Source organism: Pseudomonas sp. LBUM1646, from assembly GCF_059716165.1.
In genome coordinates this window covers 6,147,474-6,167,469 of record NZ_CP166810.1, presented here as the reverse complement: position 1 = coordinate 6,167,469, position 19,996 = coordinate 6,147,474, and the positions used below count along the sequence as shown (strand labels likewise).

At 61.1% G+C, this 19,996-nt stretch carries 24 protein-coding genes; 16 read left to right on the top strand and 8 right to left on the bottom strand.

Annotated elements, in window-relative coordinates:
* Positions 1-9 precede the first annotated feature (9 nt).
* The 3 genes from ACA071_RS28145 (at position 10) to ltrA (ending at position 3,699) form a co-directional block, all read left to right on the top strand.
* Positions 10-894: a sugar nucleotide-binding protein gene (locus ACA071_RS28145; RefSeq protein ID WP_133837495.1), complete on the top strand. Its 885-nt coding sequence runs from the start codon at positions 10-12 to the stop codon at positions 892-894.
* Positions 887-1,816 carry a UDP-N-acetylglucosamine epimerase PgnE gene (pgnE, locus tag ACA071_RS28140; RefSeq protein ID WP_497642046.1) on the top strand — a complete coding sequence of 310 codons (930 nt, stop codon included), beginning with the start codon at positions 887-889 and terminating at the stop codon, positions 1,814-1,816. The genes ACA071_RS28145 and pgnE overlap by 8 nt, the downstream gene beginning before the upstream one ends.
* A gap of 566 nt (positions 1,817-2,382) precedes the next feature.
* Positions 2,383-3,699, top strand: a complete 1,317-nt coding sequence (gene ltrA, locus ACA071_RS28135; RefSeq protein ID WP_497642044.1) for a group II intron reverse transcriptase/maturase — start codon at positions 2,383-2,385, stop codon at positions 3,697-3,699.
* A 97-nt stretch (positions 3,700-3,796) separates the two neighbouring features.
* On the opposite strand, the gene ACA071_RS28130 is transcribed toward ltrA, so the two are convergent.
* The 5 genes from ACA071_RS28130 to ACA071_RS28110 all read right to left on the bottom strand — a co-directional run bounded on the left by ACA071_RS28130 (position 3,797) and on the right by ACA071_RS28110 (position 7,961).
* Positions 3,797-4,495: an OmpW/AlkL family protein gene (locus ACA071_RS28130; protein WP_497642043.1), complete on the bottom strand. Its 699-nt coding sequence runs from the start codon at positions 4,493-4,495 to the stop codon at positions 3,797-3,799.
* A gap of 234 nt (positions 4,496-4,729) precedes the next feature.
* A complete protein-coding gene (locus tag ACA071_RS28125; RefSeq protein ID WP_463258604.1) occupies positions 4,730-5,242 on the bottom strand; it encodes a DUF3299 domain-containing protein in 513 nt (170 codons plus the stop codon).
* A gap of 11 nt (positions 5,243-5,253) precedes the next feature.
* On the bottom strand, positions 5,254-6,519 hold the full coding sequence (locus ACA071_RS28120) for an ABC transporter permease (protein WP_497642042.1): 1,266 nt from the start codon (positions 6,517-6,519) through the stop codon (positions 5,254-5,256).
* A gap of 1 nt (position 6,520) precedes the next feature.
* Positions 6,521-7,231, bottom strand: a complete 711-nt coding sequence (locus ACA071_RS28115; RefSeq protein WP_497642041.1) for an ABC transporter ATP-binding protein — start codon at positions 7,229-7,231, stop codon at positions 6,521-6,523.
* A 151-nt stretch (positions 7,232-7,382) separates the two neighbouring features.
* Positions 7,383-7,961: a DUF2796 domain-containing protein gene (locus ACA071_RS28110; protein WP_497642040.1), complete on the bottom strand. Its 579-nt coding sequence runs from the start codon at positions 7,959-7,961 to the stop codon at positions 7,383-7,385.
* A gap of 134 nt (positions 7,962-8,095) precedes the next feature.
* On the opposite strand from ACA071_RS28110, the gene ACA071_RS28105 reads away from it, so the two are divergent.
* Positions 8,096-8,446: a hypothetical protein gene (locus ACA071_RS28105; protein WP_497642039.1), complete on the top strand. Its 351-nt coding sequence runs from the start codon at positions 8,096-8,098 to the stop codon at positions 8,444-8,446.
* Here the strand turns inward: ACA071_RS28105 and trxA are convergent.
* The 3 genes from trxA to ACA071_RS28090 all read right to left on the bottom strand — a co-directional run bounded on the left by trxA (position 8,443) and on the right by ACA071_RS28090 (position 10,610).
* Positions 8,443-9,315: a thioredoxin gene (gene trxA / locus ACA071_RS28100; protein ID WP_149660947.1), complete on the bottom strand. Its 873-nt coding sequence runs from the start codon at positions 9,313-9,315 to the stop codon at positions 8,443-8,445. The genes ACA071_RS28105 and trxA overlap by 4 nt on opposite strands.
* A gap of 177 nt (positions 9,316-9,492) precedes the next feature.
* Positions 9,493-10,149, bottom strand: a complete 657-nt coding sequence (locus ACA071_RS28095; protein WP_497642037.1) for a class I SAM-dependent methyltransferase — start codon at positions 10,147-10,149, stop codon at positions 9,493-9,495.
* A complete protein-coding gene (locus ACA071_RS28090; protein WP_497642036.1) occupies positions 10,146-10,610 on the bottom strand; it encodes a hypothetical protein in 465 nt (154 codons plus the stop codon). The genes ACA071_RS28095 and ACA071_RS28090 overlap by 4 nt, the downstream gene beginning before the upstream one ends.
* Positions 10,611-10,737: 127 nt before the next feature.
* On the opposite strand from ACA071_RS28090, the gene nrdR reads away from it, so the two are divergent.
* The 12 genes from nrdR (at position 10,738) to ACA071_RS28030 (ending at position 19,896) form a co-directional block, all read left to right on the top strand.
* Positions 10,738-11,202 carry a transcriptional regulator NrdR gene (nrdR, locus tag ACA071_RS28085; protein ID WP_003228656.1) on the top strand — a complete coding sequence of 155 codons (465 nt, stop codon included), beginning with the start codon at positions 10,738-10,740 and terminating at the stop codon, positions 11,200-11,202.
* Positions 11,199-12,332 carry a bifunctional diaminohydroxyphosphoribosylaminopyrimidine deaminase/5-amino-6-(5-phosphoribosylamino)uracil reductase RibD gene (gene ribD, locus ACA071_RS28080; protein WP_497642034.1) on the top strand — a complete coding sequence of 378 codons (1,134 nt, stop codon included), beginning with the start codon at positions 11,199-11,201 and terminating at the stop codon, positions 12,330-12,332. Before nrdR ends, ribD begins: the two co-directional genes overlap by 4 nt.
* A 46-nt stretch (positions 12,333-12,378) precedes the next feature.
* On the top strand, positions 12,379-13,041 hold the full coding sequence (locus tag ACA071_RS28075) for a riboflavin synthase (protein WP_123509923.1): 663 nt from the start codon (positions 12,379-12,381) through the stop codon (positions 13,039-13,041).
* Positions 13,042-13,057: 16 nt separating this feature from the next.
* Positions 13,058-14,149: a bifunctional 3,4-dihydroxy-2-butanone-4-phosphate synthase/GTP cyclohydrolase II gene (gene ribBA, locus ACA071_RS28070; protein ID WP_123596788.1), complete on the top strand. Its 1,092-nt coding sequence runs from the start codon at positions 13,058-13,060 to the stop codon at positions 14,147-14,149.
* A gap of 91 nt (positions 14,150-14,240) precedes the next feature.
* Positions 14,241-14,717: a 6,7-dimethyl-8-ribityllumazine synthase gene (gene ribH / locus ACA071_RS28065; protein WP_003185938.1), complete on the top strand. Its 477-nt coding sequence runs from the start codon at positions 14,241-14,243 to the stop codon at positions 14,715-14,717.
* A complete protein-coding gene (gene nusB / locus ACA071_RS28060) occupies positions 14,714-15,214 on the top strand; it encodes a transcription antitermination factor NusB (protein ID WP_497642033.1) in 501 nt (166 codons plus the stop codon). Before ribH ends, nusB begins: the two co-directional genes overlap by 4 nt.
* A gap of 18 nt (positions 15,215-15,232) precedes the next feature.
* The gene (gene thiL, locus ACA071_RS28055) at positions 15,233-16,198 is read left to right on the top strand and encodes a thiamine-phosphate kinase (protein ID WP_497642032.1); all 966 of its coding nucleotides are present in this window, start codon (positions 15,233-15,235) and stop codon (positions 16,196-16,198) included.
* Positions 16,195-16,698, top strand: coding sequence for a phosphatidylglycerophosphatase A family protein (locus ACA071_RS28050; RefSeq protein WP_497642031.1), 504 nt, complete (start codon positions 16,195-16,197; stop codon positions 16,696-16,698). Before thiL ends, ACA071_RS28050 begins: the two co-directional genes overlap by 4 nt.
* 21 nt (positions 16,699-16,719) lie before the next feature.
* The gene (locus ACA071_RS28045) at positions 16,720-17,451 is read left to right on the top strand and encodes a substrate-binding periplasmic protein (protein WP_497642030.1); all 732 of its coding nucleotides are present in this window, start codon (positions 16,720-16,722) and stop codon (positions 17,449-17,451) included.
* Positions 17,452-18,062: 611 nt separating this feature from the next.
* On the top strand, positions 18,063-18,680 hold the full coding sequence (gene ribA / locus ACA071_RS28040) for a GTP cyclohydrolase II (protein WP_219097479.1): 618 nt from the start codon (positions 18,063-18,065) through the stop codon (positions 18,678-18,680).
* The gene (locus ACA071_RS28035; RefSeq protein ID WP_497642028.1) at positions 18,677-19,096 is read left to right on the top strand and encodes an MFS transporter; all 420 of its coding nucleotides are present in this window, start codon (positions 18,677-18,679) and stop codon (positions 19,094-19,096) included. Before ribA ends, ACA071_RS28035 begins: the two co-directional genes overlap by 4 nt.
* Positions 19,096-19,896 carry a cobalamin-binding protein gene (locus ACA071_RS28030; protein ID WP_497642027.1) on the top strand — a complete coding sequence of 267 codons (801 nt, stop codon included), beginning with the start codon at positions 19,096-19,098 and terminating at the stop codon, positions 19,894-19,896. The genes ACA071_RS28035 and ACA071_RS28030 overlap by 1 nt, the downstream gene beginning before the upstream one ends.
* Positions 19,897-19,996: the final 100 nt, after the last annotated feature.

Here is a 19,996-nt window from a genome sequence, read left to right as displayed (position 1 = left end):
GCTGACTCTATGCGAATGCGCCTTATGTTATTGGGTGGCGGGAATGCCCTTGGGCAGGCGCTGATTCGCCTCGGTGCGGAGGAAGACATCGGTTTCCTCGCCCCCCGCCCACCACAAGACGGCTGGGACGCCGCGAGCCTGACGCAACTGCTCGACGACACCCGCCCGGACGCGCTGATCAACCTCGCCTATTACTTCGACTGGTTCCAGGCGGAGACCGTCAGCGAGCAGCGTCTGGCCGGGCAGGAACGGGCGGTCGAGCGTCTGGCCGAATTGTGCCAGCACCACAACATCGTGCTGCTGCAACCGTCGAGCTATCGCGTGTTCGACGGCTCGCGCGCTACGGCCTACAGCGAAAAAGACGAGCCGGTGCCCCTGGGCCTGCGCGGTCAAGCGTTGTGGCGGATTGAGCAAAGCGTACGTGCCACCTGCCCGCAACACGTGTTGTTGCGCTTCGGCTGGCTGCTTGATGACAGCGCCGATGGCACCCTCGGGCGCTTCCTCGCCCGGGCCGAGACTCCGGAAGAATTGCTGATGGCCGACGACCGCCGAGGCAATCCGACGCCGGTGGATGACGCCGCCCGGGTGATCATTTCGGTGCTCAAGCAACTCGATTGTGCAGCGCCGCTGTGGGGCACCTATCATTACGCCGGGCATGAGGCGACTACGCCGCTGGCATTGGGGCAAGCGATCATCACTGAAGCACGCAACCTGCACGAGCTGGCCATCGAAGCGCCGACCGCCCAGGCTCACGCCGCGCGGCCTGACGCTGCCGAAGAGCCGCAGCACGCGGTGCTGGCCTGCAAGAAAATTCTGCACACCTTCGGGATCAAGCCCCGCGCCTGGCGCGCGGCGCTCCCGGGCTTACTGGATAGGTTCTATCGCCATGGCTGACGGCCCAGTTTTAATCACCGGCGGCGCCGGTTTCATCGGTTCGCACCTGACCGACGCCTTGCTCGCCAAGGGCCATTCGGTGCGCATCCTCGATGACCTGTCCACTGGCAAACGCAGCAACCTGCCGCTGGACAACCCCAAGGTCGAACTGATTGTCGGCGACGTCGCCGATGCGGCACTGGTCGCCCGTTCGATGATCGGTTGCAGCGCCGTGGCGCATCTGGCTGCCGTGGCATCGGTGCAGGCTTCGGTGGACGATCCGGTCAAGACTCACCAGAGCAATTTCATCGGCACCCTGAATGTCTGCGAGGCCATGCGCCAGGCCGGCGTCAAACGGGTGCTGTTCGCCTCCAGTGCGGCGGTGTATGGCAACAACGGCGAAGGCGAGTCGATTGACGAAGAAACGGCCAAGGCACCGCTGACGCCTTACGCTTCGGACAAACTGGCCGGCGAGTATTACTTCGATTTCTACCGCCGCCAGCATGGACTGGAACCGGTGGTGTTCCGTTTCTTCAACATCTTCGGCCCACGTCAGGACCCGTCCTCGCCGTACTCCGGGGTGATCAGCATTTTCAGCGAACGCGCGCAGAAAGGCCTGCCGATCACCGTGTTTGGCGATGGCGAGCAGACGCGTGATTTTGTCTACGTTGAAGATCTGGTGGATTTGCTGGTGCAGGCGGTTGAGAAACCGCAGATCGAAGTCGGCGCGGTGAACGTAGGCTGGAATCAGGCGACTACGCTCAAGCAGATGCTCGAAGCCCTGGCGCAAGTGGTGGGAGAGTTGCCACCGGTGAGCTACGGCCCGGCGCGTTCCGGTGATATCCGTCATTCGCGGGCGAACAATCGGCGTTTGCTGGAGCGCTTTACCTACCCGGAGCAAACGCCGATGAGCGTTGGCCTGGCGCGGTTGCTGGGTCGCTGATCGTTCCCACGCTCTGCGTGGGAATGCCTCAACGGACGCTCCGCGTTCGGCTGTTGTTGGGACGCGGAGCGTCCCTGGCTGCATTCCCGCGCGGAGCGTGGGAACGATCAAGGCGCCTTTCGAGGCGCCTTTTTTATGTGCGCCCAGCATGGGCGCAATCTTGTGGGTGAAAGTCCCGCCGTAAGCTGACCACAGCGAACGAAGTGAAGCGCAACTGCATGAGGGCGACCGAGTGTGGGGAGGAAGCGTGAATCGAAGCCATGAGCCGATGGACAAGAATCGGATACAAGGCGAAGCCGATCAGGGCGAGCGGGCATAAAACCGCGAAGCTCTTGTGGTCAAGGATCAGGCTGCGTAAATCCGGCGGTTGTGTGGTGAAGGATTGCGTCCTTACCTGGGGAGATCTCGCCTTGCGCCTGAAAGGGCGACGGTGCGAATCGGAGCGAGAAGTCAGCAGAGGTCGTAGTAGTCATCTTTTTTTTGACGAAGGGCCAAACGAGAGAAAGCGTTATAGGCCATGTTGATGCGAGAAACCGGAAGTCAGATGCCTGCCAAACGCGGGGCGGATGGAGACTGCGAACGGTGAAGCCGTGAGAAGCTCCGTCAGCGACGAGGTCAATCGCCCGCAAAATGAAACCGACAACGCAGGGCAAGGGCTGCTGAAGCGGGCCTTTGCGAAAGAGAACTTGAAACGGGCGTGGAAGCGGGTCAAAGCCAACAAAGGGGCAGCAGGTATCGATGGTCTGGATATTGAACAGACCGCCGAATATTTGTTGAGCCAATGGCCGAGGATTTGTGAGCAGCTTCTTTCAGGCGCCTACCGGCCCAGCCCGGTAAAGCGCGTAGTCATTCCCAAACCTGACGGCGGTGAACGCGAGTTGGGTATCCCGACGGTTACCGATCGGCTGATTCAACAAGCGTTGCTGCAAGTCTTGCAGCCATTACTTGATCCAACTTTCAGTGAACACAGCTACGGCTTTCGTCCGGGGCGTCGTGGGCAGGACGCCGTTTTGGCGGCTCAGCGTTACGTATCCTCAGGCCGAAAAGTGGTCGTGGATGTAGACCTGGAAAAGTTCTTCGACCGGGTTGATCACGACATTTTGATTGATCGTTTACGCAAACGGATCACGGATCGGGCGGTTATCCGACTGATTCGGACTTATCTGGACGCGGGGACGCTGATCAATGGAGTGATCGAGAAAAGCCGCTGCGGGGCGCCGCAAGGCGGCCCGCTGTCGCCGTTACTGGCGAACGTGCTGCTGGATGAAGTGGATCGAGAGCTTGAGCGTCGAGGTCATTGTTTCGTGCGCTATGCCGACGATGCGAATGTGTATGTTCGTAGCCAGAAGGCCGGGCAGCGAGTGATGGCCCTGCTGAGGCGGTTGTACGAAAAGCTGCACTTGAGCGTCAACGAGAGCAAGAGTGCAGGGACGAGTGCGCTTGGTCGTAAGTTCTTGGGCTATGAGTTATGGACGGTCCGAGGCGAAGTCAGGCGCGCAGTCTCTTACAAGGCGCAAAAGCAGTTCAAGCAGCGTATCCGCTGGCTCACTCGACGATCGTGCGGTCGCAGCTTGCAACAGATCGCAGATAATCTTCGGCCCTATCTTCTGGGTTGGAAAGCTTACTTCACGTTGTCGCAAACACCTGCGGTCTGGCGCAAGCTGGATGAGTGGATACGACATCGATTAAGAGCAATCCAACTCAGGCAGTGGAAACGGGGCCCTAAGATATATCGCGAGCTTCGAACGCTGGGAGCGAGTCAACAGGTGGCAGTCAGGGTGGCCAGCAACTCTCATCGCTGGTGGCGTAATAGCCGTTTTGAGTTAAACCGTGTGCTGAATATTGCATGGTTCGACAGGCTGGGATTGGTACGTCTCTCATAACCTCAATCTCTCGAACCGCCCGGTGCGGACCCGCATGCCGGGTGGTGTGGCAGGGGAGCGGCCTGAGAAGGCCGCCACCTATGCCGATGCGGACGTTTTAGAACTTGTAACCCAACCCGACCATGTAAATAAACGGATCCACATCCACATTGACCTTGGCCCGAGTGCCCGGCGCCACGGCGTTGTTTTCCACGGTCGCACGGGTATCGATGTCGATGTAGCGCACCTGGGCGTTGATCATGATGTTGTCGGTGATCATGTAATCGGCGCCGAGCTGGAACGCCATGCCCCAGGAGTTTTTCGCCTTGAAGTTGCTGAAGCCGTTCGCTTGGGCTTCGCTGCCGACGTGTTCGTCGTAGATCCAGGTGTAGTTGATGCCGGCGCCGACATACGGTTGGAATGCGGACTTGCCATCCAGCGGGTAGTACACAACGCTGAGGGTCGGCGGCAGGTGCTTGAGAGTACCGAGTTTGCCGTTGGCCGCGCCCAGGGCAGTGCCTTTGATTTTCACGTCATGCTCGAACGGCGAGGCCGCGAGCAGCTCGATCCCCCAGTTGTTGGTGAGCATGTAGGCGAAGTTCAAACCCAGCTGCGTGTCGCTGCTCATGGTCGCCTTGCCGCCCAGATTGGTACCTGCCAACGGGCCTTGATCGACCTTGACGCTGGAGCTGTCGGCTTTCGGGTTGACGGTGATCGCACCGGCGCGAACGATGATGTCGCCGGCCTCGTGGGCATGGGCGAGCGGGGCTGCGAGCGCGAGGGCAAACAGCGAAGCGCTGAGCAAGGACTTGTTCATGGGGGCTCCAAAGGACGTTAAAAATATTCGATGTCCAATGGTAAAGAGCCATCTGATACGGTCTTTTGATTCAGCTCAATGAAACAGTGATGGGTTTGGTTTTTGTGGAACCTTATGAGCGCCTCATCGCGGGTAAGCACGCTCCCACAGGGGATTTGTGTTGATGCACAGATCCAATGTGGGAGCGAGCTTGCTCGCGATGGCTAACTAACAATCAACACAGAATCACCGGATTCACTCCGGCAGTTCATACACATAAATCTTGTCCGCCTCCATCTGATACCCGGCATCCGCCAATTCGCTGCTGGACGCTTTAACCTGTAAAGCTCCCTCGATCCAATACGGCTGATACAGCTCATCCAGCTTCACGCCGACTTCGCTTTTCACATGCACGATCTGGTTCGACGGCGGTGGCGGCACATGGATGCAGGCGCCGAAATACGGCACCAGCAAAAACTCCGTGGTACGACCTTCCTCGCTCACTTCCAGCGGCACGATGTAGCCCGGCAGGCGGATGTTCTTGCCGTCGAGGCTTTTCACCACCGGCGCATTGGGCAGGTCTTGCTTGGCGGCGGGCGCCGACTCAAGGGTGCTGCTCATCTGCGACAGGTCGTGCAGCGGGGTCATGTTCGGCACTTCCGCCGGGGCGTCTGGCGGGATCATTTCCGACCAGGTCAAATCCGCAGGTTCGGCCGCCCACAGCGGCAGGGCGACCAGCATCAACAGCGCGAGCAGAGCGCGGGGCATCTTTAACGTCCTCATAAACGGATCGACAGGCCATCGGCCAACGATTGGCGATACGCGCGCCAGGCCGGCACGCAGCCCATCAGCAGCGCGGCGATCAGGATGCCACCGAGCAGCGTCCATTCATATTCACTCGGCCAGGCCAGCGGCAGGTACAAACCATAATTTGCTTGCACGTAACCTTGCGCCGCAGCGATGCATACATAAAGCAGCGCCACGCCGGCAATCACTCCGGACAGGGCCAGAGCAAAGGCTTCCAGCACCAGCAAGGTCGCGATATGCCACGGTCGCGCTCCTACTGAGCGCAGGATCGCCATCTCGCGCCGCCGCTCGTTTAGGCTGGTGAGAATCGCCGTGAGCATGCCGATCAACCCGGTCAACACCACGAACAGCGAGACCACGAACAAGGCTTTTTCCGCCGTGCTCATCAAACTCCACAGCTCCTGCAACGCCACACCCGGGAGGATTGCGAGCATCGGTTCGCCACGGAATTCGTTGATTTCACGCTGCACGGCGAAGGTCGAAATCTTGCTGTTGAGGCCGAGCATGAACGCGGTGATTGCTTGCGGCGTCAGGTCCATATTGCGCGCCTGATCGGCACTGATCCGGCCTTTGCCCTGGGCAGGCACGCCGTTATGCCAGTCGATGTGAATCGCCTCCATCCCGCCGAGGCTGATGTGCAACGTGCGGTCCACCGGGGTGCCGGTGCGTTTCAAGATGCCGACCACGGTGAACGGTTTGTCGTCGTGCTTGACCAGGCTGATCACCGCCACACCGTGGGCCAGCACCAGTTTGTCGCCGAGCTTGTAGTGCAGCGCATCCGCCACTTCGGCGCCGAGCACCACTTCGAACGGATCGGTGGCGAAGGCGCGGCCATCCGCCAGTTCCAGGTGTTGTTGATGGCCGTACTGGTAGTGCTCGAAGTACGCCTCGGTAGTTCCCATCACCCGATAACCGCGATGGGAATCGCCGAGGGACATCGGGATCGCCCACTTCACTTTCGGGTTGTTGGCGAAGTGTTCGAAGCTGTCCCAGCGAATATTGTTGGTGGCGTTGCCGATGCGGAACACCGAGTACAGCAGCAGGTTCACCGAACCGGAACGGGCACCAACGATCAGGTCAGTGCCGCTGATGGTGCTGGCGAAACTGGCCTTGGCTTCGGTGCGCACCCGCTCCACGGCCAGTAGCAAGCAAACCGACAGGGCAATGGCGAACGCGGTGAGGATCGCGGTGAAGCGGCGGTTAGCCAGGCTGGCCAGGGCTAGACGAAACAAATACATCTCAGACCTCGAACGGGGTGGCGGCGCGATTGAGCTCGGCCAGCGACAAATTGCGATCGAACAGCGGCGCGAGGCTCTGGTCATGGCTGACGAACAACAGGCTCGACCCGGCTTCGCGGCATTCGGCGAACAGCAGGCGAATGAAGTTTTCGCGGGCGTCATAATCCAGGGCTGAGGTCGGTTCGTCGGCGATCACCAGTTCTGGCTGACCGATCAGCGCGCGTGCGGCGGCGACCCGTTGCTGCTGGCCGATGGACAGCGAGTCGGCGCGGCGGCTGAGGATGCTTTCATCCTTCAAACCCAAATGGGCGAGCAGGGTGGCGGCGGCTTGGTCGACGCTGCCGTGGCGCTGTTTCGCCCGTTCGGCGCGCAGTTTGGAGAAGTGACAAGGCAACTCGACGTTCTCGCGCACCGAAAGAAACGGCAGCAAGTTGAACTGCTGGAAGATGTAGCCGGTGTGATCGACGCGAAAGCGGTCGCGAGCGCCGGCGCCGAGTTCGGTCAGCTCCTGGCCGAGTAAACGAATACTGCCGCGATCAGGCTTCTGCACACCGCCGAGCAAGCCGAGCAGGGTGGTCTTGCCACTGCCGCTGGGGCCTTTGAGGAACAGGGTTTCACCCGGTTCCAGGCGAAACGCCGGGATATCCAGCAGCAGCGGGTGACCGGGCCAACTGAAGCCCAGGTCGGACAGTTCGATGAGTGCTTGGGTCATGGCGCCGATTTCATGGGTGTTGATGATCTGTGTAGGGGCTGTGTAGGAGCTGTCGAGTGAAACGAGGCTGCGATCTTTTGACTTTAAAGATCAAGATCAAAAGATCGCAGCCTCGTTTCACTCGTCAGCGCCTACAGGGATCTGTGGTGGATCAGAATTTCAGGGCAGCAGCCTTAGCCGTCACTTCAACGCCTTGCTGGCCGCTCGGGCTGATCAGTTGTACCTGAATCTTCTGGGTCGCCGGGAAGGTGTTAAAGATGTTCACCAGGTCCAGGGTCTTCAGCGCGCCGGGTGCCGAGCAGCTGAATTGGTAGTGGGCGTGGATTTCGCTATGGTCGTGGTGATGCTCGTGACCGTCCTTGGCCGCTTCGTCGTGGTCATCGTCGGCGTCTGGCTTGTCTCCGAACAGCGGGCTCTCCAGTTCCTGGGTCGCGACCTTGCAACCGGCGGCTTTCGGCAGGTTGAACAACACCAGCGGATTTTCCAGTTTCGCCTTGGCGGCGGCGACTTTGGCCTTGTCAGCGTCGGTGGTGGCGGCGTGTTCGAAGCCCACCAGATTCATCGCCGGGCTTTCCAGTTCCAGCTCCAGGGTCTGGTCGTCCAGCGCCGCGTTCAAGCGACCGACGCCATGTTCATGGGCGCCGAGGCTGCCGTGTTCAGGTTCATTGGCGGCAAAGGCGACGGCCAACGGCAACAGGGCAAACGGCAGAGCGAGAAGCAGACGACGCATGGCGGGTCTCCGGCAGTAAAGTGAAAGGTTTGTTATGTAATCTTATAACGAAAGTGCGGGGAGTTTGACCGCCCGCTTGGCGTTACACAAGACCCATGGGAGCATGCAGGTCAGAAATGTGCAGGAGCAGACTTATGTTGCGAATACGCGGAAGCATCGGCGACTGGCCGGTGGATTTGACCCTGGAGATGGACGACGGCGATTGGGCACGGCTCGGCGCGCAGTTGCAGGTCAGCAAAACCGAGGAAGTCAGCGCCCCGGCGGCCAAACCGCTGAACCAGGATGACGCGCTGTGGCAGATCGCCAAGGACTTGCTGCGCAAGGCCGGGCAATTGAGCGGGCCGGATTTGTTGGAACAGTTGGAAGGGCTGACCGGCAGCGCGGTGTCGGGTAAGCGCCTGTTGGTTCGCCTGCGCCATTGTGCGGATGTGAAAGTGGTGAGCGGCGGGGACACGCCGCTCTACAGTTGGATCGACCCGACTTAATACAACGCCGCAAACAACTTGCGACGGTACGTGGTCACCAGCGGGTGATCGTTGCCGAGCAACTCGAACACCTGCAGCAAGGTTTTGTGCGGCAAGCCTTCGCTGTAGCTGCGGTTGCGGATAAACAACTTCAGCAGCGAATCCAGCGCCGGTTCGTATTGCTGGCGTGCCAGTTGCTGAATCGCCAATTGATACACCGCTTCATCGTCCTGCGGGTTTTTCGCCAGGCGTGCTTTCAAATCCGCCGCATCCGGCAAATCCTTGGCCTGACCAAGGAACTGGATCTGCGCCTTGGCGCCGGCCAGCGCAGCCTTGTGCTCATCGGTCTTGACCGCGTCGAGCACGGTTTGCGCTTCGCCCAGTTCGCCACGTTCGGTGAGGCAACGGGCGTACAGGATCAGCGCTTTCGCATTGGTATTGTCTTCGCCCAACAGCACTTTGAGGATCGCCTCGGCGTCGGCAAAACGCCCTTCGTCAAACAATGCCTGAGCCTGTTCGAATGGATCGGCAGCGGCCGGCGGCGGCATTTGCACATGCGGTTCAAGCATCGCGCGCACGGCGGATTCCGGTTGCGCACCGGCAAAACCGTCCACCGGCTGACCGTCCTTGAACAGCACCACGGTCGGCAGGCTGCGAATGCCGAAGCGCGAGACGATGTCCGGCTCGACGTCGCAGTTGACCTTGGCCAGCAGCAATTCGCCCTGATAGCTCTCGGCAATGGTTTGCAGCATCGGCATCAACGCCTTGCACGGCGCACACCATTCGGCCCAGAAATCCACCAGCACCGGTTTGTGAAAAGAGTTCTCGATCACCGACTGGTCGAAATCAGCAGTCGTGGCGTCGAAGATGTACGGCGTTTCCTGACTCATGGGGGATCTCTTGGAAGCGTGAATAAGGCCACTATAAGGCTTGGCGGGGTGTCGCTGAAAGTCGGAACACTGATCGTTCCCACGCCCTGCGTGGGAATGCCTCAATGGACGCTCTGCGTCCGCTTTTGGGGCGCGGAGCGTCCCGGGCTGCATACCCACGCTGGAGCGTGGGAACGATCATGGGCGGGAGGCGTGGTAAAGGCTCACATGCCGAAACTCTTCGGGCTCGGCCAGATCGGGTAACGTCATTGCCTCCAGCGTCTCGATGCGCCGGTACAACGGATGGCGAAAATCCCTCACACGAGAATCCGCGACCAACGCTTCCCGGCCACGACTCAGAAATTCGTCGAGCAGCGGCAGATTGGCCCGGTCATACAGCACGTCGGCGACGAGAATCAGATCAAAGCGATCCGCCTCGGCAAAGAAATCTGTCGAATAGTTGAGCTGCACATCATTGAGTTCAGCATTCGCCCGACACGCGGCAATCGCCAGCGGGTCCAGGTCACAGGCCACCACTTCCAGTGCCCCGGCCTTTACCGCCGCAATCCCTGCAACGCCAGACCCGGCGCCAAAATCCAGCACCCGCTTGCCTTTGACCCACTCGGGGAACTCGGCAAGATACCGCGCCACCGCCAAGCCGCTGGCCCAGCAGAAACTCCAATAAGGCGGCTCATGCAGAATTCGCCGGGTTTCTTCCGGGCTGAAGGCGCGGTCCATGTTGTCGCCGTCGATCAGCCACAGTTTCAGGTCGGTGTCCGGCAATGGGCAGGCGACGAGTTGCGCATCACCGAGCAGTTCACCTAACGCCTGTTGCAGGTCGAGCGGTGCAATCATGGGGCTTTGACGAATTGCAGCTGGCCCAAGGCCTGAGTCGTCGGCTGGGTGATGCTCTGCGACGGCAGGTGCAAAATCAGCTGGCCGGACTGGCTCGCGCGGCCGCGCAGTTCAACGCGGGCGCCAACTGGAAAGGATTCGGGATTGAAACGCAGGTGAAACGGCAGAACTTGATTGGTGCCGATCAGGCTGGAACTGGCCAGCAACTGTTGCGGACGGGATCTGTCGTCGATCACCAGCAGCGCCAGTTCGACTTCGGCGCCGGCCGGTACGCCTTGCAGGGTGCCGCTCAGTTCTCGCTGATAGGCCGGCAGCGGGCCGAGGTCAGCCGATTCCTTGGCTTTCTTCTGCGCAGCTTGTGGCGCTGGGCCTGGGGTAGGTGGCTGGGGCTTGGGCGCGTCGCTGCCGCAGGCCACCAGCAGGCTTAAAACACTGAGCAGGACGAGCGGTCGTAGCGACATGTGTGGCTCCAGCAAGGTGAAATCCATGAATCAAACATATAGCTCGTCTGTATACCGCAAACCCTATGGCTTGTCTTGCCACAGGGATGCGCTACCATGGCCCTCCCTTTTTTTGTTGCCTGCCACCATGCACTGTCCCTTCTGCGGTGCCAACGACACCAAGGTCATCGACTCGCGTCTGGTCGCCGAGGGCGAACAGGTGCGCCGCCGGCGTGAATGCCTGGCCTGCGGCGAGCGTTTCACGACGTTCGAGACCGCCGAACTGGTGTTGCCGCGCCTGATCAAAACCGACGGCAGCCGTCAGCCGTTCGACGAAGAAAAACTCCGCGCCGGCATGCAGCGTGCGCTGGAGAAGCGCCCGGTGAGTGTCGAGCGCCTCGAATCGTCGCTGGTGCACATCAAACACAAACTGCGCGCCACCGGCGAACGCGAGGTCAAATCCCTCGTGGTCGGTGAACTGGTGATGGCCGAGCTGCAAAAGCTCGACGAAGTCGCCTACATTCGTTTCGCCTCCGTGTATCGGCGCTTTCAGGACCTCAACGAGTTCCGCGAAGAGATCGATCGCCTGGCCCGTGAGCCGGTGAAAGAATGACCGCATCCGCCGAACAAGCCATCCTCGACGCCCATTACATGGCCCGCGCGCTGGAATTGGCACGCAAAGGTCACTACACGACCCACCCCAATCCGCGTGTTGGCTGCGTGATCGTGAAGGACGGGCAGATTATCGGCGAAGGCTGGCATGTGCGCACTGGTGAACCCCACGCCGAAGTCCACGCCCTGCGCGCCGCTGGCGACAAGGCCCGTGGCGCCACTGCTTACGTAACCCTCGAACCTTGCAGCCACCATGGCCATACACCGCCCTGCGCCGATGCACTGGTGAATGCCGGTTTGGCCCGTGTGGTCGCGGCGATGCAAGACCCGAACCCGTCAGTCGCCGGTCGCGGCATGCAGCGCCTGGCCCAGGCCGGCATCGCCACCGAAAGCGGTGTGCTGGAAGGCGAAGCGCGCAAGCTCAACGAAGGTTTCCTGAAGCGGATGGAACACGGCTTGCCGTTCGTGCGGGTCAAGTTGGCCATGAGCCTCGACGGTCGCACGGCGATGGAAAGCGGCGAAAGCCAATGGATCACCAGCCCGGCCGCACGTTCGGCGGTGCAACGCCTGCGCGCCCAGGCCAGCGTGGTGCTGACCGGCGCCGACACGGTGCTGGCAGACAATGCGCGTTTGACCGTGCGTGCGGCCGAACTGGGTCTGGACGCCGAGCAAACCGCGTTGGCCATGAGCCGTCCGCCGCTGCGCGTGCTGATTGACGGCCGTCTGCGCGTGCCGCTGGATGCGCCATTCTTCAAGGCTGGCCCGGTGCTGGTCGCCACCTGCATGGCGATTGAAGAGCAATACGCCCATGGCCCGGAATGCCTGATTGTGGCGGGCGATGACGGACTGGTGGACCTGCGCAAGTTGCTGGTCGAACTCGCCCACCGTGGGGTCAACGAAGTGTTGGTCGAGGCCGGTCCGCGCCTGGCTGGCGCTTTTGCTCAGCAAGGTCTGGTGGATGAATTCCAGATCTTCATCGCTGGCAAGTTCCTCGGCTCCTCGGCCCGCCCATTGCTGGACTGGCCGCTGGCGCAAATGAAGGATGCGCCCGAGCTTAAAATCACCGAAATTCGCGCGGTTGGCGATGACTGGCGAGTCATCGCCATTCCTGTGCCTGCCGCGAGCGTATAATTCCCGGCCTGCGCCACGCGACGGCTTTGTTCTCGAGGAGGACTCCATGTTTACCGGCATCATCGAATCCATCGGCAGTATTCGTGCATTGACCCCAAAAGGCGGAGATGTGCGGGTTTACGTAGAAACCGGCAAGCTCGACCTGAGCGACGTCAAACTGGGCGACAGCATCGCGGTCAACGGCGTATGCCTGACCGCGGTTGAGCTGCCAGGCAACGGCTTTGCGGCGGACGTCAGCCGTGAAACCCTCGACTGCACCGCCATGAATGACCTGAAAAGCGGCAGCCCGGTGAACCTGGAAAAAGCGCTGACCCCGACTACGCGTCTGGGTGGGCATCTGGTCAGCGGCCACGTTGATGGCGTGGGCGAAGTGGTAACCCGCACCGAGAATGCTCGCGCAGTGGAATTCCGCATCCGCGCGCCGAAAGACCTGGCCAAGTACATCGCCCATAAAGGCTCGATCACCGTCGACGGCACCAGCCTGACCGTGAACGCAGTCGATGGCGCCGAGTTCTTGCTGACGATCATTCCCCACACCCTGAGCGAAACCATCATGGCGTCTTACCAGCCAGGTCGCCGGGTGAATCTGGAAGTGGACTTGCTGGCACGTTATCTGGAACGCCTGTTGTTGGGCGATAAGGCCGCAGAGCCAACTTCTGGAAACATCACCGAAAGCTTTCTGGCCGCCAACGGCTACCTCAAATCCTGACCCAAGGGGGTGCCTTGTGGCGCTCAATAGCATCGAAGAACTGGTTGAAGACATCCGCCAAGGCAAGATGGTCATCCTCATGGATGACGAAGACCGCGAGAACGAAGGCGACCTGATCATGGCCGCCGAGTGCTGCCAGCCTGAACACATCAACTTCATGGCCAAGCACGCCCGTGGCCTGATCTGCATGCCGATGAGCCGCGAGCGCTGCGAATTGCTGAAGCTGCCGTTGATGGCACCGCGCAACGGTTCCGGGTTCGGCACCAAGTTCACCGTCTCGATCGAAGCCACCACCGGCGTGACCACCGGCATCTCCGCCGCCGACCGCGCCCGTACCGTGCAGGCCGCCGCTGCCAAGGATGCCAAGGCTGAAGACATCGTCAGCCCCGGCCACATCTTTCCGCTGATGGCCCAACCGGGCGGCACCCTCGCTCGCGCCGGCCACACCGAAGCCGCCTGCGACCTGGCGCGCATGGCCGGTTTCGAGCCGAGCGGTGTGATCTGCGAAGTGATGAACGACGACGGCACCATGTCCCGTCGCGCCGAACTGGAAACCTTCGCCGCCGAACACAACATCAAGATCGGCACCATTGCCGACCTGATTCACTATCGGATGATCCACGAACGTACCGTTCAGCGGATTGCCGAGCAGCCGTTGGACAGCGAACTGGGCCAATTCAACCTGGTGACCTATCGTGATTCCGTGGAAGGCGACGTCCACATGGCGTTGACCCTGGGCACCGTGTGTGCCGAAGAACCGACCCTGGTTCGGGTACACAACATGGACCCATTGCGCGACTTGCTGATGGTCAAGCAGCCGGGCCGCTGGAGCCTGCGCGCCGCCATGGCCGCGGTCGCCGAGGCGGGTAGCGGTGTGGTGCTGTTGCTCGGTCATCCGCTCGATGGCGACGTGTTGCTGGCGCACATCCGCGAAACCGCGGAGCACGTCCCGGCTAAAAAACCGACCACCTACAGCATCGTTGGTGCCGGTTCGCAGATCCTCCGGGACCTGGGCGTACGCAAAATGCGCCTGATGAGTGCGCCAATGAAATTTAATGCGATATCCGGTTTCGATCTGGAAGTTGTAGAATACGTGCCCTCCGAATAATGACCGGTTGTTTCCGGGCCTTGATTCGCGGTTAACACATCACTGAGGGACGCGTAGAAAACGCGTCCCGGCTCTTTAAGAGATCTAACGAATGACCCTGAAGACCATCGAAGGTACCTTCATCGCCCCTAAAGGCCGCTACGCTTTGGTAGTGGGCCGCTTCAACAGCTTCGTCGTTGAAAGCCTGGTTAGCGGTGCAGTTGATGCCCTGGTTCGCCATGGCGTGAGCGAAAGCGACATCACCATCATCCGTGCGCCTGGCGCCTTCGAAATCCCGCTGGTTGCACAGAAAGTCGCTCAGAAGGGCGAGTACGCAGCAATCATCGCCCTGGGCGCGGTCATTCGTGGCGGTACTCCGCACTTCGAATACGTGGCAGGCGAATGCACCAAGGGCCTGGCCCAGGTGTCCATGGAGTTCGGCGTACCGGTCGCTTTCGGCGTCCTGACCGTTGATTCCATCGAGCAAGCCATCGAACGTTCCGGCACCAAGGCCGGTAACAAAGGTGCTGAAGCTGCCCTGTCCGCCCTGGAAATGGTCAGCCTGCTGGCACAGTTGGAGGCCAAGTGATTAGCGACGACAGCGATCAGTTCAACCCGCGCGATCCAAAGCCTGCGGATGCCGGCAAGCCATCGAAAAGCGTCAAGCGTCGCGAAGCCCGTCAGCTCGCGACTCAAGCGCTGTACCAATGGCACATGGCCAAGCAGTCGCTGAACGAGATCGAAGCGCAATTCCGGGTCGATAACGATTTCAGCGATGTCGATGCCGCCTACTTCCACGACATCCTGCACGGCGTTCCGGCCCACAAGCCTGAGATCGACGCTGCACTGTCGCCATGCCTGGACATCACCATCGACGAGCTGGACCCGGTTGAACTGGCCGTTCTGCGCCTGTCCACCTGGGAACTGCTCAAACGCGTCGATGTGCCGTACCGCGTTGTGATCAACGAAGGTATCGAGCTGGCGAAAGTCTTCGGTTCCACCGACGGCCACAAGTTCGTCAACGGTGTACTCGACAAGCTGGCCCCGCGTCTGCGTGAAGCTGAAGTGAAGGCGTTCAAGCGCTAACAAGCGCTTGTAGTTGCCATGGGCGAGTTTGAGCTGATCCGCAATTTCTTCGCCGCCGCGCCTTGTGCGCAAGGCGGCGAGGGCGTTGCCCTGGGGATCGGCGATGATTGCGCCTTGCTGGCTGTTCCCCCAGGGGAGCAGTTGGCTATTTCCACCGACACACTCGTTGCCGGTGTGCATTTCGCAGATCCTTGCGACCCGTTTTTGCTCGGTCAGCGCTCGCTGGCTGTAGCGGTCAGTGACCTGGCCGCCATGGGCGCCACCCCCGTTGCCTTTACCCTTGCCCTGACTCTGCCGACGGTGACCGCCGATTGGCTGGACGCCTACGCCCGTGGTTTGAATGTCATGGCGCAGAGCTGTGGCGTGGCGCTGGTTGGCGGTGACACCACCCGTGGGCCGTTGAGTTTGACCATGACCGTGTTTGGGCGCGTGCCGGCCGGTCAGGCCCTGACCCGTAGCGGCGCGCAGCCGGGCGACTTGCTGTGTGTCGGTGGTGAATTGGGCAATGCCGCTGGCGCCTTGCCGCTGGTGCTCGGTCAACGGACCGCTGACGAGGCCATCGCCGATCCACTGCTGCGCCATTATTGGTCGCCGCAACCGCAACTGGCCCTCGGTCAGGCTTTGCGCGGCAAAGCCACTTCGGCAATGGATATCTCCGATGGTCTACTCGCTGACTGCGGGCACATAGCGCTCGCGTCGAAGGTCGGCCTTCAGGTTGAGCGGAGTAAGCTGCCCATTTCGCGGGCATTGCTGGCCTTCCTTGGCCAGTCAGGCGCCGAAGACGCCGCGCTGAGCGGTGGCGACGACTACCTGCTGGCCTTCACCTTGCCGCCCGTCGAATTGCCTCGGTTGCTGGCGGACGGCTGGCCGATCCATGTGGTCGGCCGGGTCGTGACCGGGCAGGGCGTTGTGCTGCTGGACGCCGATGGACGCGACATCACCCCGCAATCCCGGGGTTATCAACATTTTCCGGAGACCCCGTGACCGATCATCCCAAGCAGACTCCGGCGGAGTTCGTACCGCCTTCGGTCTGGCGCAACCCTTGGCATTTCCTGGCGTTCGGCTTCGGCTCGGGCACCTTGCCAAAGGCTCCGGGGACCTGGGGTTCTTTAGTTGCGCTACCCTTTATCCCGTTGTGGCAGATGCTGCCTGACTGGGGCTACTGGCTGATGCTCGGCGTCACCATGCTGTTCGGTTTCTGGCTGTGCGGCAAAGTAGCCGACGATTTGCGGGTACACGATCACGAAGGCATCGTCTGGGATGAGATGGTCGGGATGTGGATTACCCTGTGGCTGGTGCCGGAAGGCTGGTACTGGTTGTTGGCGGGGTTCTTGATGTTTCGCTTCTTCGACATTCTCAAGCCATGGCCGATTCACTGGGTGGACCGGCATGTGCACGGTGGCGTCGGGATCATGCTCGACGACGTATTGGCCGGAGTCTTTGCATGGCTGGGGATGCAGGGCCTGGTGTGGTTTTTCGCCTGAGTGGTGAAGCAGGGATTAGGGATGGTTCGATGCTGGTTGATGGTGGTTTTCGCGATGTTCTGCTCCCTCGCCCAGGCGGGGGACGCCGCGCCGCCGTCCGTGATTCATCTGGCCAGCGAAGACTGGGAAGACTACACCGCCGCTGACGGTCATGGCTTGGGTTGGGACGTGCTGCGCGCCATCTTCGAACCGGCCGGGGTCAAGCTGGATATCCGCACCGAACCCTACACCCGTGCCGTCGGCCTGGCTCAGCGCGGGGAAGTGGATGCCTGCGTCGGCGCCTATCGCAATGAAACCAACGGCGTGCTTTATCCGCACTGGAACTTCGACACCGATCACATCTATGCCCTGGGCCTGGCGAGCAATCCGTCACCAACCCTGGACAACCTTGGCAGCTATCGATTGGCCTGGGTGCGCGGCTACAGGTATCAGGATTACCTGCCCAATGTGCAGCGCTACAACGAAGTGGTGCGGCGCACCGGGATCCTGTCGATGCTGACTCACAACCGCGCCGACTATTACATCGATGCGCTGACCGAAGTCGACTATGTAGTCGCCCGAGCCAAGGATCCATCGCAGTTCCGCCGCACCCACATCGCCGAGTTGCCGCTATACCTGTGTTTTGCCGACAACCCCAAGGCCCGCGCACTGATGGCGTTGTTCGACCAGCGTATGGAACTGCTGGTGAAAAGCGACCAGTTGAAACCGATCTTTGCCAAGTGGAAACAGCCTTATCCATTCGATGCGAATTGAACCGTCGCGGCTAGCGTTTGTAGCCGCTGCCGAGGCACGAGGTGCGTTCGGCCTGAGCTGCCGAGGTACGCGTCGGCCTGTAGCAGCTGCCGAGGTACGAGGCTGCGTTCGGCTGCGCAGCAGTCGTAAACCCTGAGCACGCGGTTTTACTGAAACACCGCGTTGCCTGGTTTCACGACTGCTTCGCAGCCGAACGCAGCCTCGTGCCTCGGCAGCTGCTACAGGCGAACGCAGCCTCGTGCCTCGGCAGCTGCTACAGGCGAACGCAGCCTCGTGCCTCGGCAGCTGCTACAGGCGAACGCAGCCTCGTGCCTCGGCAGCTGCTACAGGCGAACGCAGCCTCGTGCCTCGGCAGCTGCTACAGGCGAACGCAGCCTCGTGCCTCGGCAGCTGCTACAGGCGAACGCAGCCTCGTGCCTCGGCAGCTGCTACAGGCGAACGCAGCCTCGTGCCTCGGCAGCTGCTACAAGCGAACGCAGACCGGGCGTAGGTATCTCAGATCAAACTTTTTGATCGTTATGCCCCATAATTCAGCCTAAGCGTCGGTCGGAACGTGCTGTTACAATGCCGCCTCTGCGAATCTCCAGTACTTATTGATCAGGAGCACACCGGTGCCTGTCGTTTTTGTCGCCGCTTCGAAGCTGCCAACGCCTTTTGCGCAATTCACCATGCACGGCTTTCTCGATGAAGAGAACGGGCGTGAGCACGTCGTGCTGAGCCTGGGTGAGTTCGCCGACGGTGCCCCGGTACTCGGCCGGTTGCACTCAGAATGCCTGACTGGCGACGCCTTGTTCAGCCAGCGTTGCGATTGCGGCTCGCAACTTGAGGCGGCGTTGCAAGCCATTGCCCGTGAAGGCCGCGGCGTGTTGCTCTACTTGCGTCAGGAAGGCCGAGGCATTGGCTTGCTGAACAAGATCCGCGCCTACGAGTTGCAGGATGGCGGAGCCGACACCGTTGAAGCCAACGAGCGCCTGGGGTTTGCCGCCGACCAGCGTGACTACGCCATGTGCCTGCCGATGCTGCAGCACCTGGGCGTGAAATCCCTGCGCCTGATGACCAACAACCCACGCAAGGTCAAAGCCTTGACCGACATGGGCATCGTGGTCGCCGAGCGTGTGCCGCTGCACACCGGGCACAACCCGCACAACAAACTCTACCTGGCCACCAAGGCCAGCAAGCTCGACCACATGATGGGCAACGAGCACCAAGGCGAGGCTGATCGGGCGTGACTCGCGGTCAAGTGCGGCGGCGACTGTCCTTTAACTGGTGGCAATACCTGGCGCTGGCCTTGGTGCCACTGTTCGTGATTAACGGCGTGTTCGGCCAGAGCGAGGCGATCCTGCCGGTGCTGGCGATGCCGTTGTTTATCGCCGGTGTGGCCTCGATGTTTGTCAGCCTGAAGTTTTTCGGCGGCTATAAACACGCGCTAATCGCCACCCAGAAAGCCCTCGACACCCCTGAAGAACCCGCCGCCTGGATTGCCCTGGCAGCCAAGCGTCGCACGGCGTTCCTGGCGGCCGGTCTGCCGGCGTGGATCGGTGCGTTGGCGGTGTTCGTCGGCCTCGAAGCGGTGCCGCTGGTATTGCTGGCGCTGTCGACCACGGTGCTGTTCTACCTCTACCGTATCCCGCGTCAACTCGGCTGATGCTTCGCGTCGGGTTAGCGGTTTTGCTGCTGGCCGTCAGCGGTTCGGTTTTTTCCGTTGAGCGCGTTGTCAGTCTCGCGCCGTCGCTCTCTGAAATCGTTGTTGAATTGGGTTCCGCCGACTTGTTGGTCGGGGTGCTGGATGCCGGTGAGCGTCCTGCCGAGCTCAAGGATCTTCCTTCCGTTGGCCGCTACGGTCAGTTGGACATGGAGCGCTTGCTCAGCCTCAAACCCGATCTGTTATTACTCTGGCCCGGCAGCGTAGGGCCGGCTCAGCGTGAACAGCTCAAGCGCTTGAACATTCCCACCTACGTCGTTGAACCCCACAACCTCGGCCAGCTCACGGCGCAGATTGAGACGATCGCCACGCAACTTGGCCGGCCGGAGCGGGGCGTGACCTTGGCGGCTGACTTGCGGTTGAAACTGGATAACCTGCGCCAGCGCTATCGCCGGGACAAGCCGCTAACGGTGTTCTATCAAGTCTGGGATCGGCCGCTCTACACCGTGGGCGGCGGGCAAATCATCAGCGATGCGCTGGAAGTATGCGGCGCACGCAATGTGTTTGCTGACCTGACCTTGCCGGCGCCGCAGGTTAGCGTCGAGGCGGTGTTGCAGCGCAATCCTGAGGTGATTCTGGCCAGTGATCAGGCGCAACTGGATGCCTGGAAGGCGTGGCCGCAGGTGGCGGCGGTGGCGCAGGGGCGGTTGTTGTTGGTGACGGATAAGGGGTTAGAGCGGCCGAGTGGGCAGATGATTGAGGCGACGGCCAAGTTGTGCCAAATCATCGCGCCATCACGCTGATCGTTCCCATGCTCTGCGTGGGAATGCCGCCATGGACGCTCCGCGTCCGCTCTTGATGTGACGCAGAGCGTCACGGGATGCATTCCCATGCGGAGCGTGG

What these genes read in the sequence shown, in the direction of transcription:
- ACA071_RS28145 (WP_133837495.1), top strand. Translation starts at nt 10, where the DNA reads ATGCGAATGCGCCTTATGTTATTGGGTGGCGGGAATGCCCTTGGGCAG.
- pgnE (WP_497642046.1), top strand. Translation starts at nt 887, where the DNA reads ATGGCTGACGGCCCAGTTTTAATCACCGGCGGCGCCGGTTTCATCGGT.
- ltrA (WP_497642044.1), top strand. Translation starts at nt 2,383, where the DNA reads ATGGAGACTGCGAACGGTGAAGCCGTGAGAAGCTCCGTCAGCGACGAG.
- ACA071_RS28130 (WP_497642043.1), bottom strand. Translation starts at nt 4,495, where the DNA reads ATGAACAAGTCCTTGCTCAGCGCTTCGCTGTTTGCCCTCGCGCTCGCA.
- ACA071_RS28125 (WP_463258604.1), bottom strand. Translation starts at nt 5,242, where the DNA reads ATGCCCCGCGCTCTGCTCGCGCTGTTGATGCTGGTCGCCCTGCCGCTG.
- ACA071_RS28120 (WP_497642042.1), bottom strand. Translation starts at nt 6,519, where the DNA reads ATGTATTTGTTTCGTCTAGCCCTGGCCAGCCTGGCTAACCGCCGCTTC.
- ACA071_RS28115 (WP_497642041.1), bottom strand. Translation starts at nt 7,231, where the DNA reads ATGACCCAAGCACTCATCGAACTGTCCGACCTGGGCTTCAGTTGGCCC.
- ACA071_RS28110 (WP_497642040.1), bottom strand. Translation starts at nt 7,961, where the DNA reads ATGCGTCGTCTGCTTCTCGCTCTGCCGTTTGCCCTGTTGCCGTTGGCC.
- ACA071_RS28105 (WP_497642039.1), top strand. Translation starts at nt 8,096, where the DNA reads ATGTTGCGAATACGCGGAAGCATCGGCGACTGGCCGGTGGATTTGACC.
- trxA (WP_149660947.1), bottom strand. Translation starts at nt 9,315, where the DNA reads ATGAGTCAGGAAACGCCGTACATCTTCGACGCCACGACTGCTGATTTC.
- ACA071_RS28095 (WP_497642037.1), bottom strand. Translation starts at nt 10,149, where the DNA reads ATGATTGCACCGCTCGACCTGCAACAGGCGTTAGGTGAACTGCTCGGT.
- ACA071_RS28090 (WP_497642036.1), bottom strand. Translation starts at nt 10,610, where the DNA reads ATGTCGCTACGACCGCTCGTCCTGCTCAGTGTTTTAAGCCTGCTGGTG.
- nrdR (WP_003228656.1), top strand. Translation starts at nt 10,738, where the DNA reads ATGCACTGTCCCTTCTGCGGTGCCAACGACACCAAGGTCATCGACTCG.
- ribD (WP_497642034.1), top strand. Translation starts at nt 11,199, where the DNA reads ATGACCGCATCCGCCGAACAAGCCATCCTCGACGCCCATTACATGGCC.
- ACA071_RS28075 (WP_123509923.1), top strand. Translation starts at nt 12,379, where the DNA reads ATGTTTACCGGCATCATCGAATCCATCGGCAGTATTCGTGCATTGACC.
- ribH (WP_003185938.1), top strand. Translation starts at nt 14,241, where the DNA reads ATGACCCTGAAGACCATCGAAGGTACCTTCATCGCCCCTAAAGGCCGC.
- thiL (WP_497642032.1), top strand. Translation starts at nt 15,233, where the DNA reads ATGGGCGAGTTTGAGCTGATCCGCAATTTCTTCGCCGCCGCGCCTTGT.
- ACA071_RS28045 (WP_497642030.1), top strand. Translation starts at nt 16,720, where the DNA reads ATGGTTCGATGCTGGTTGATGGTGGTTTTCGCGATGTTCTGCTCCCTC.
- ACA071_RS28030 (WP_497642027.1), top strand. Translation starts at nt 19,096, where the DNA reads ATGCTTCGCGTCGGGTTAGCGGTTTTGCTGCTGGCCGTCAGCGGTTCG.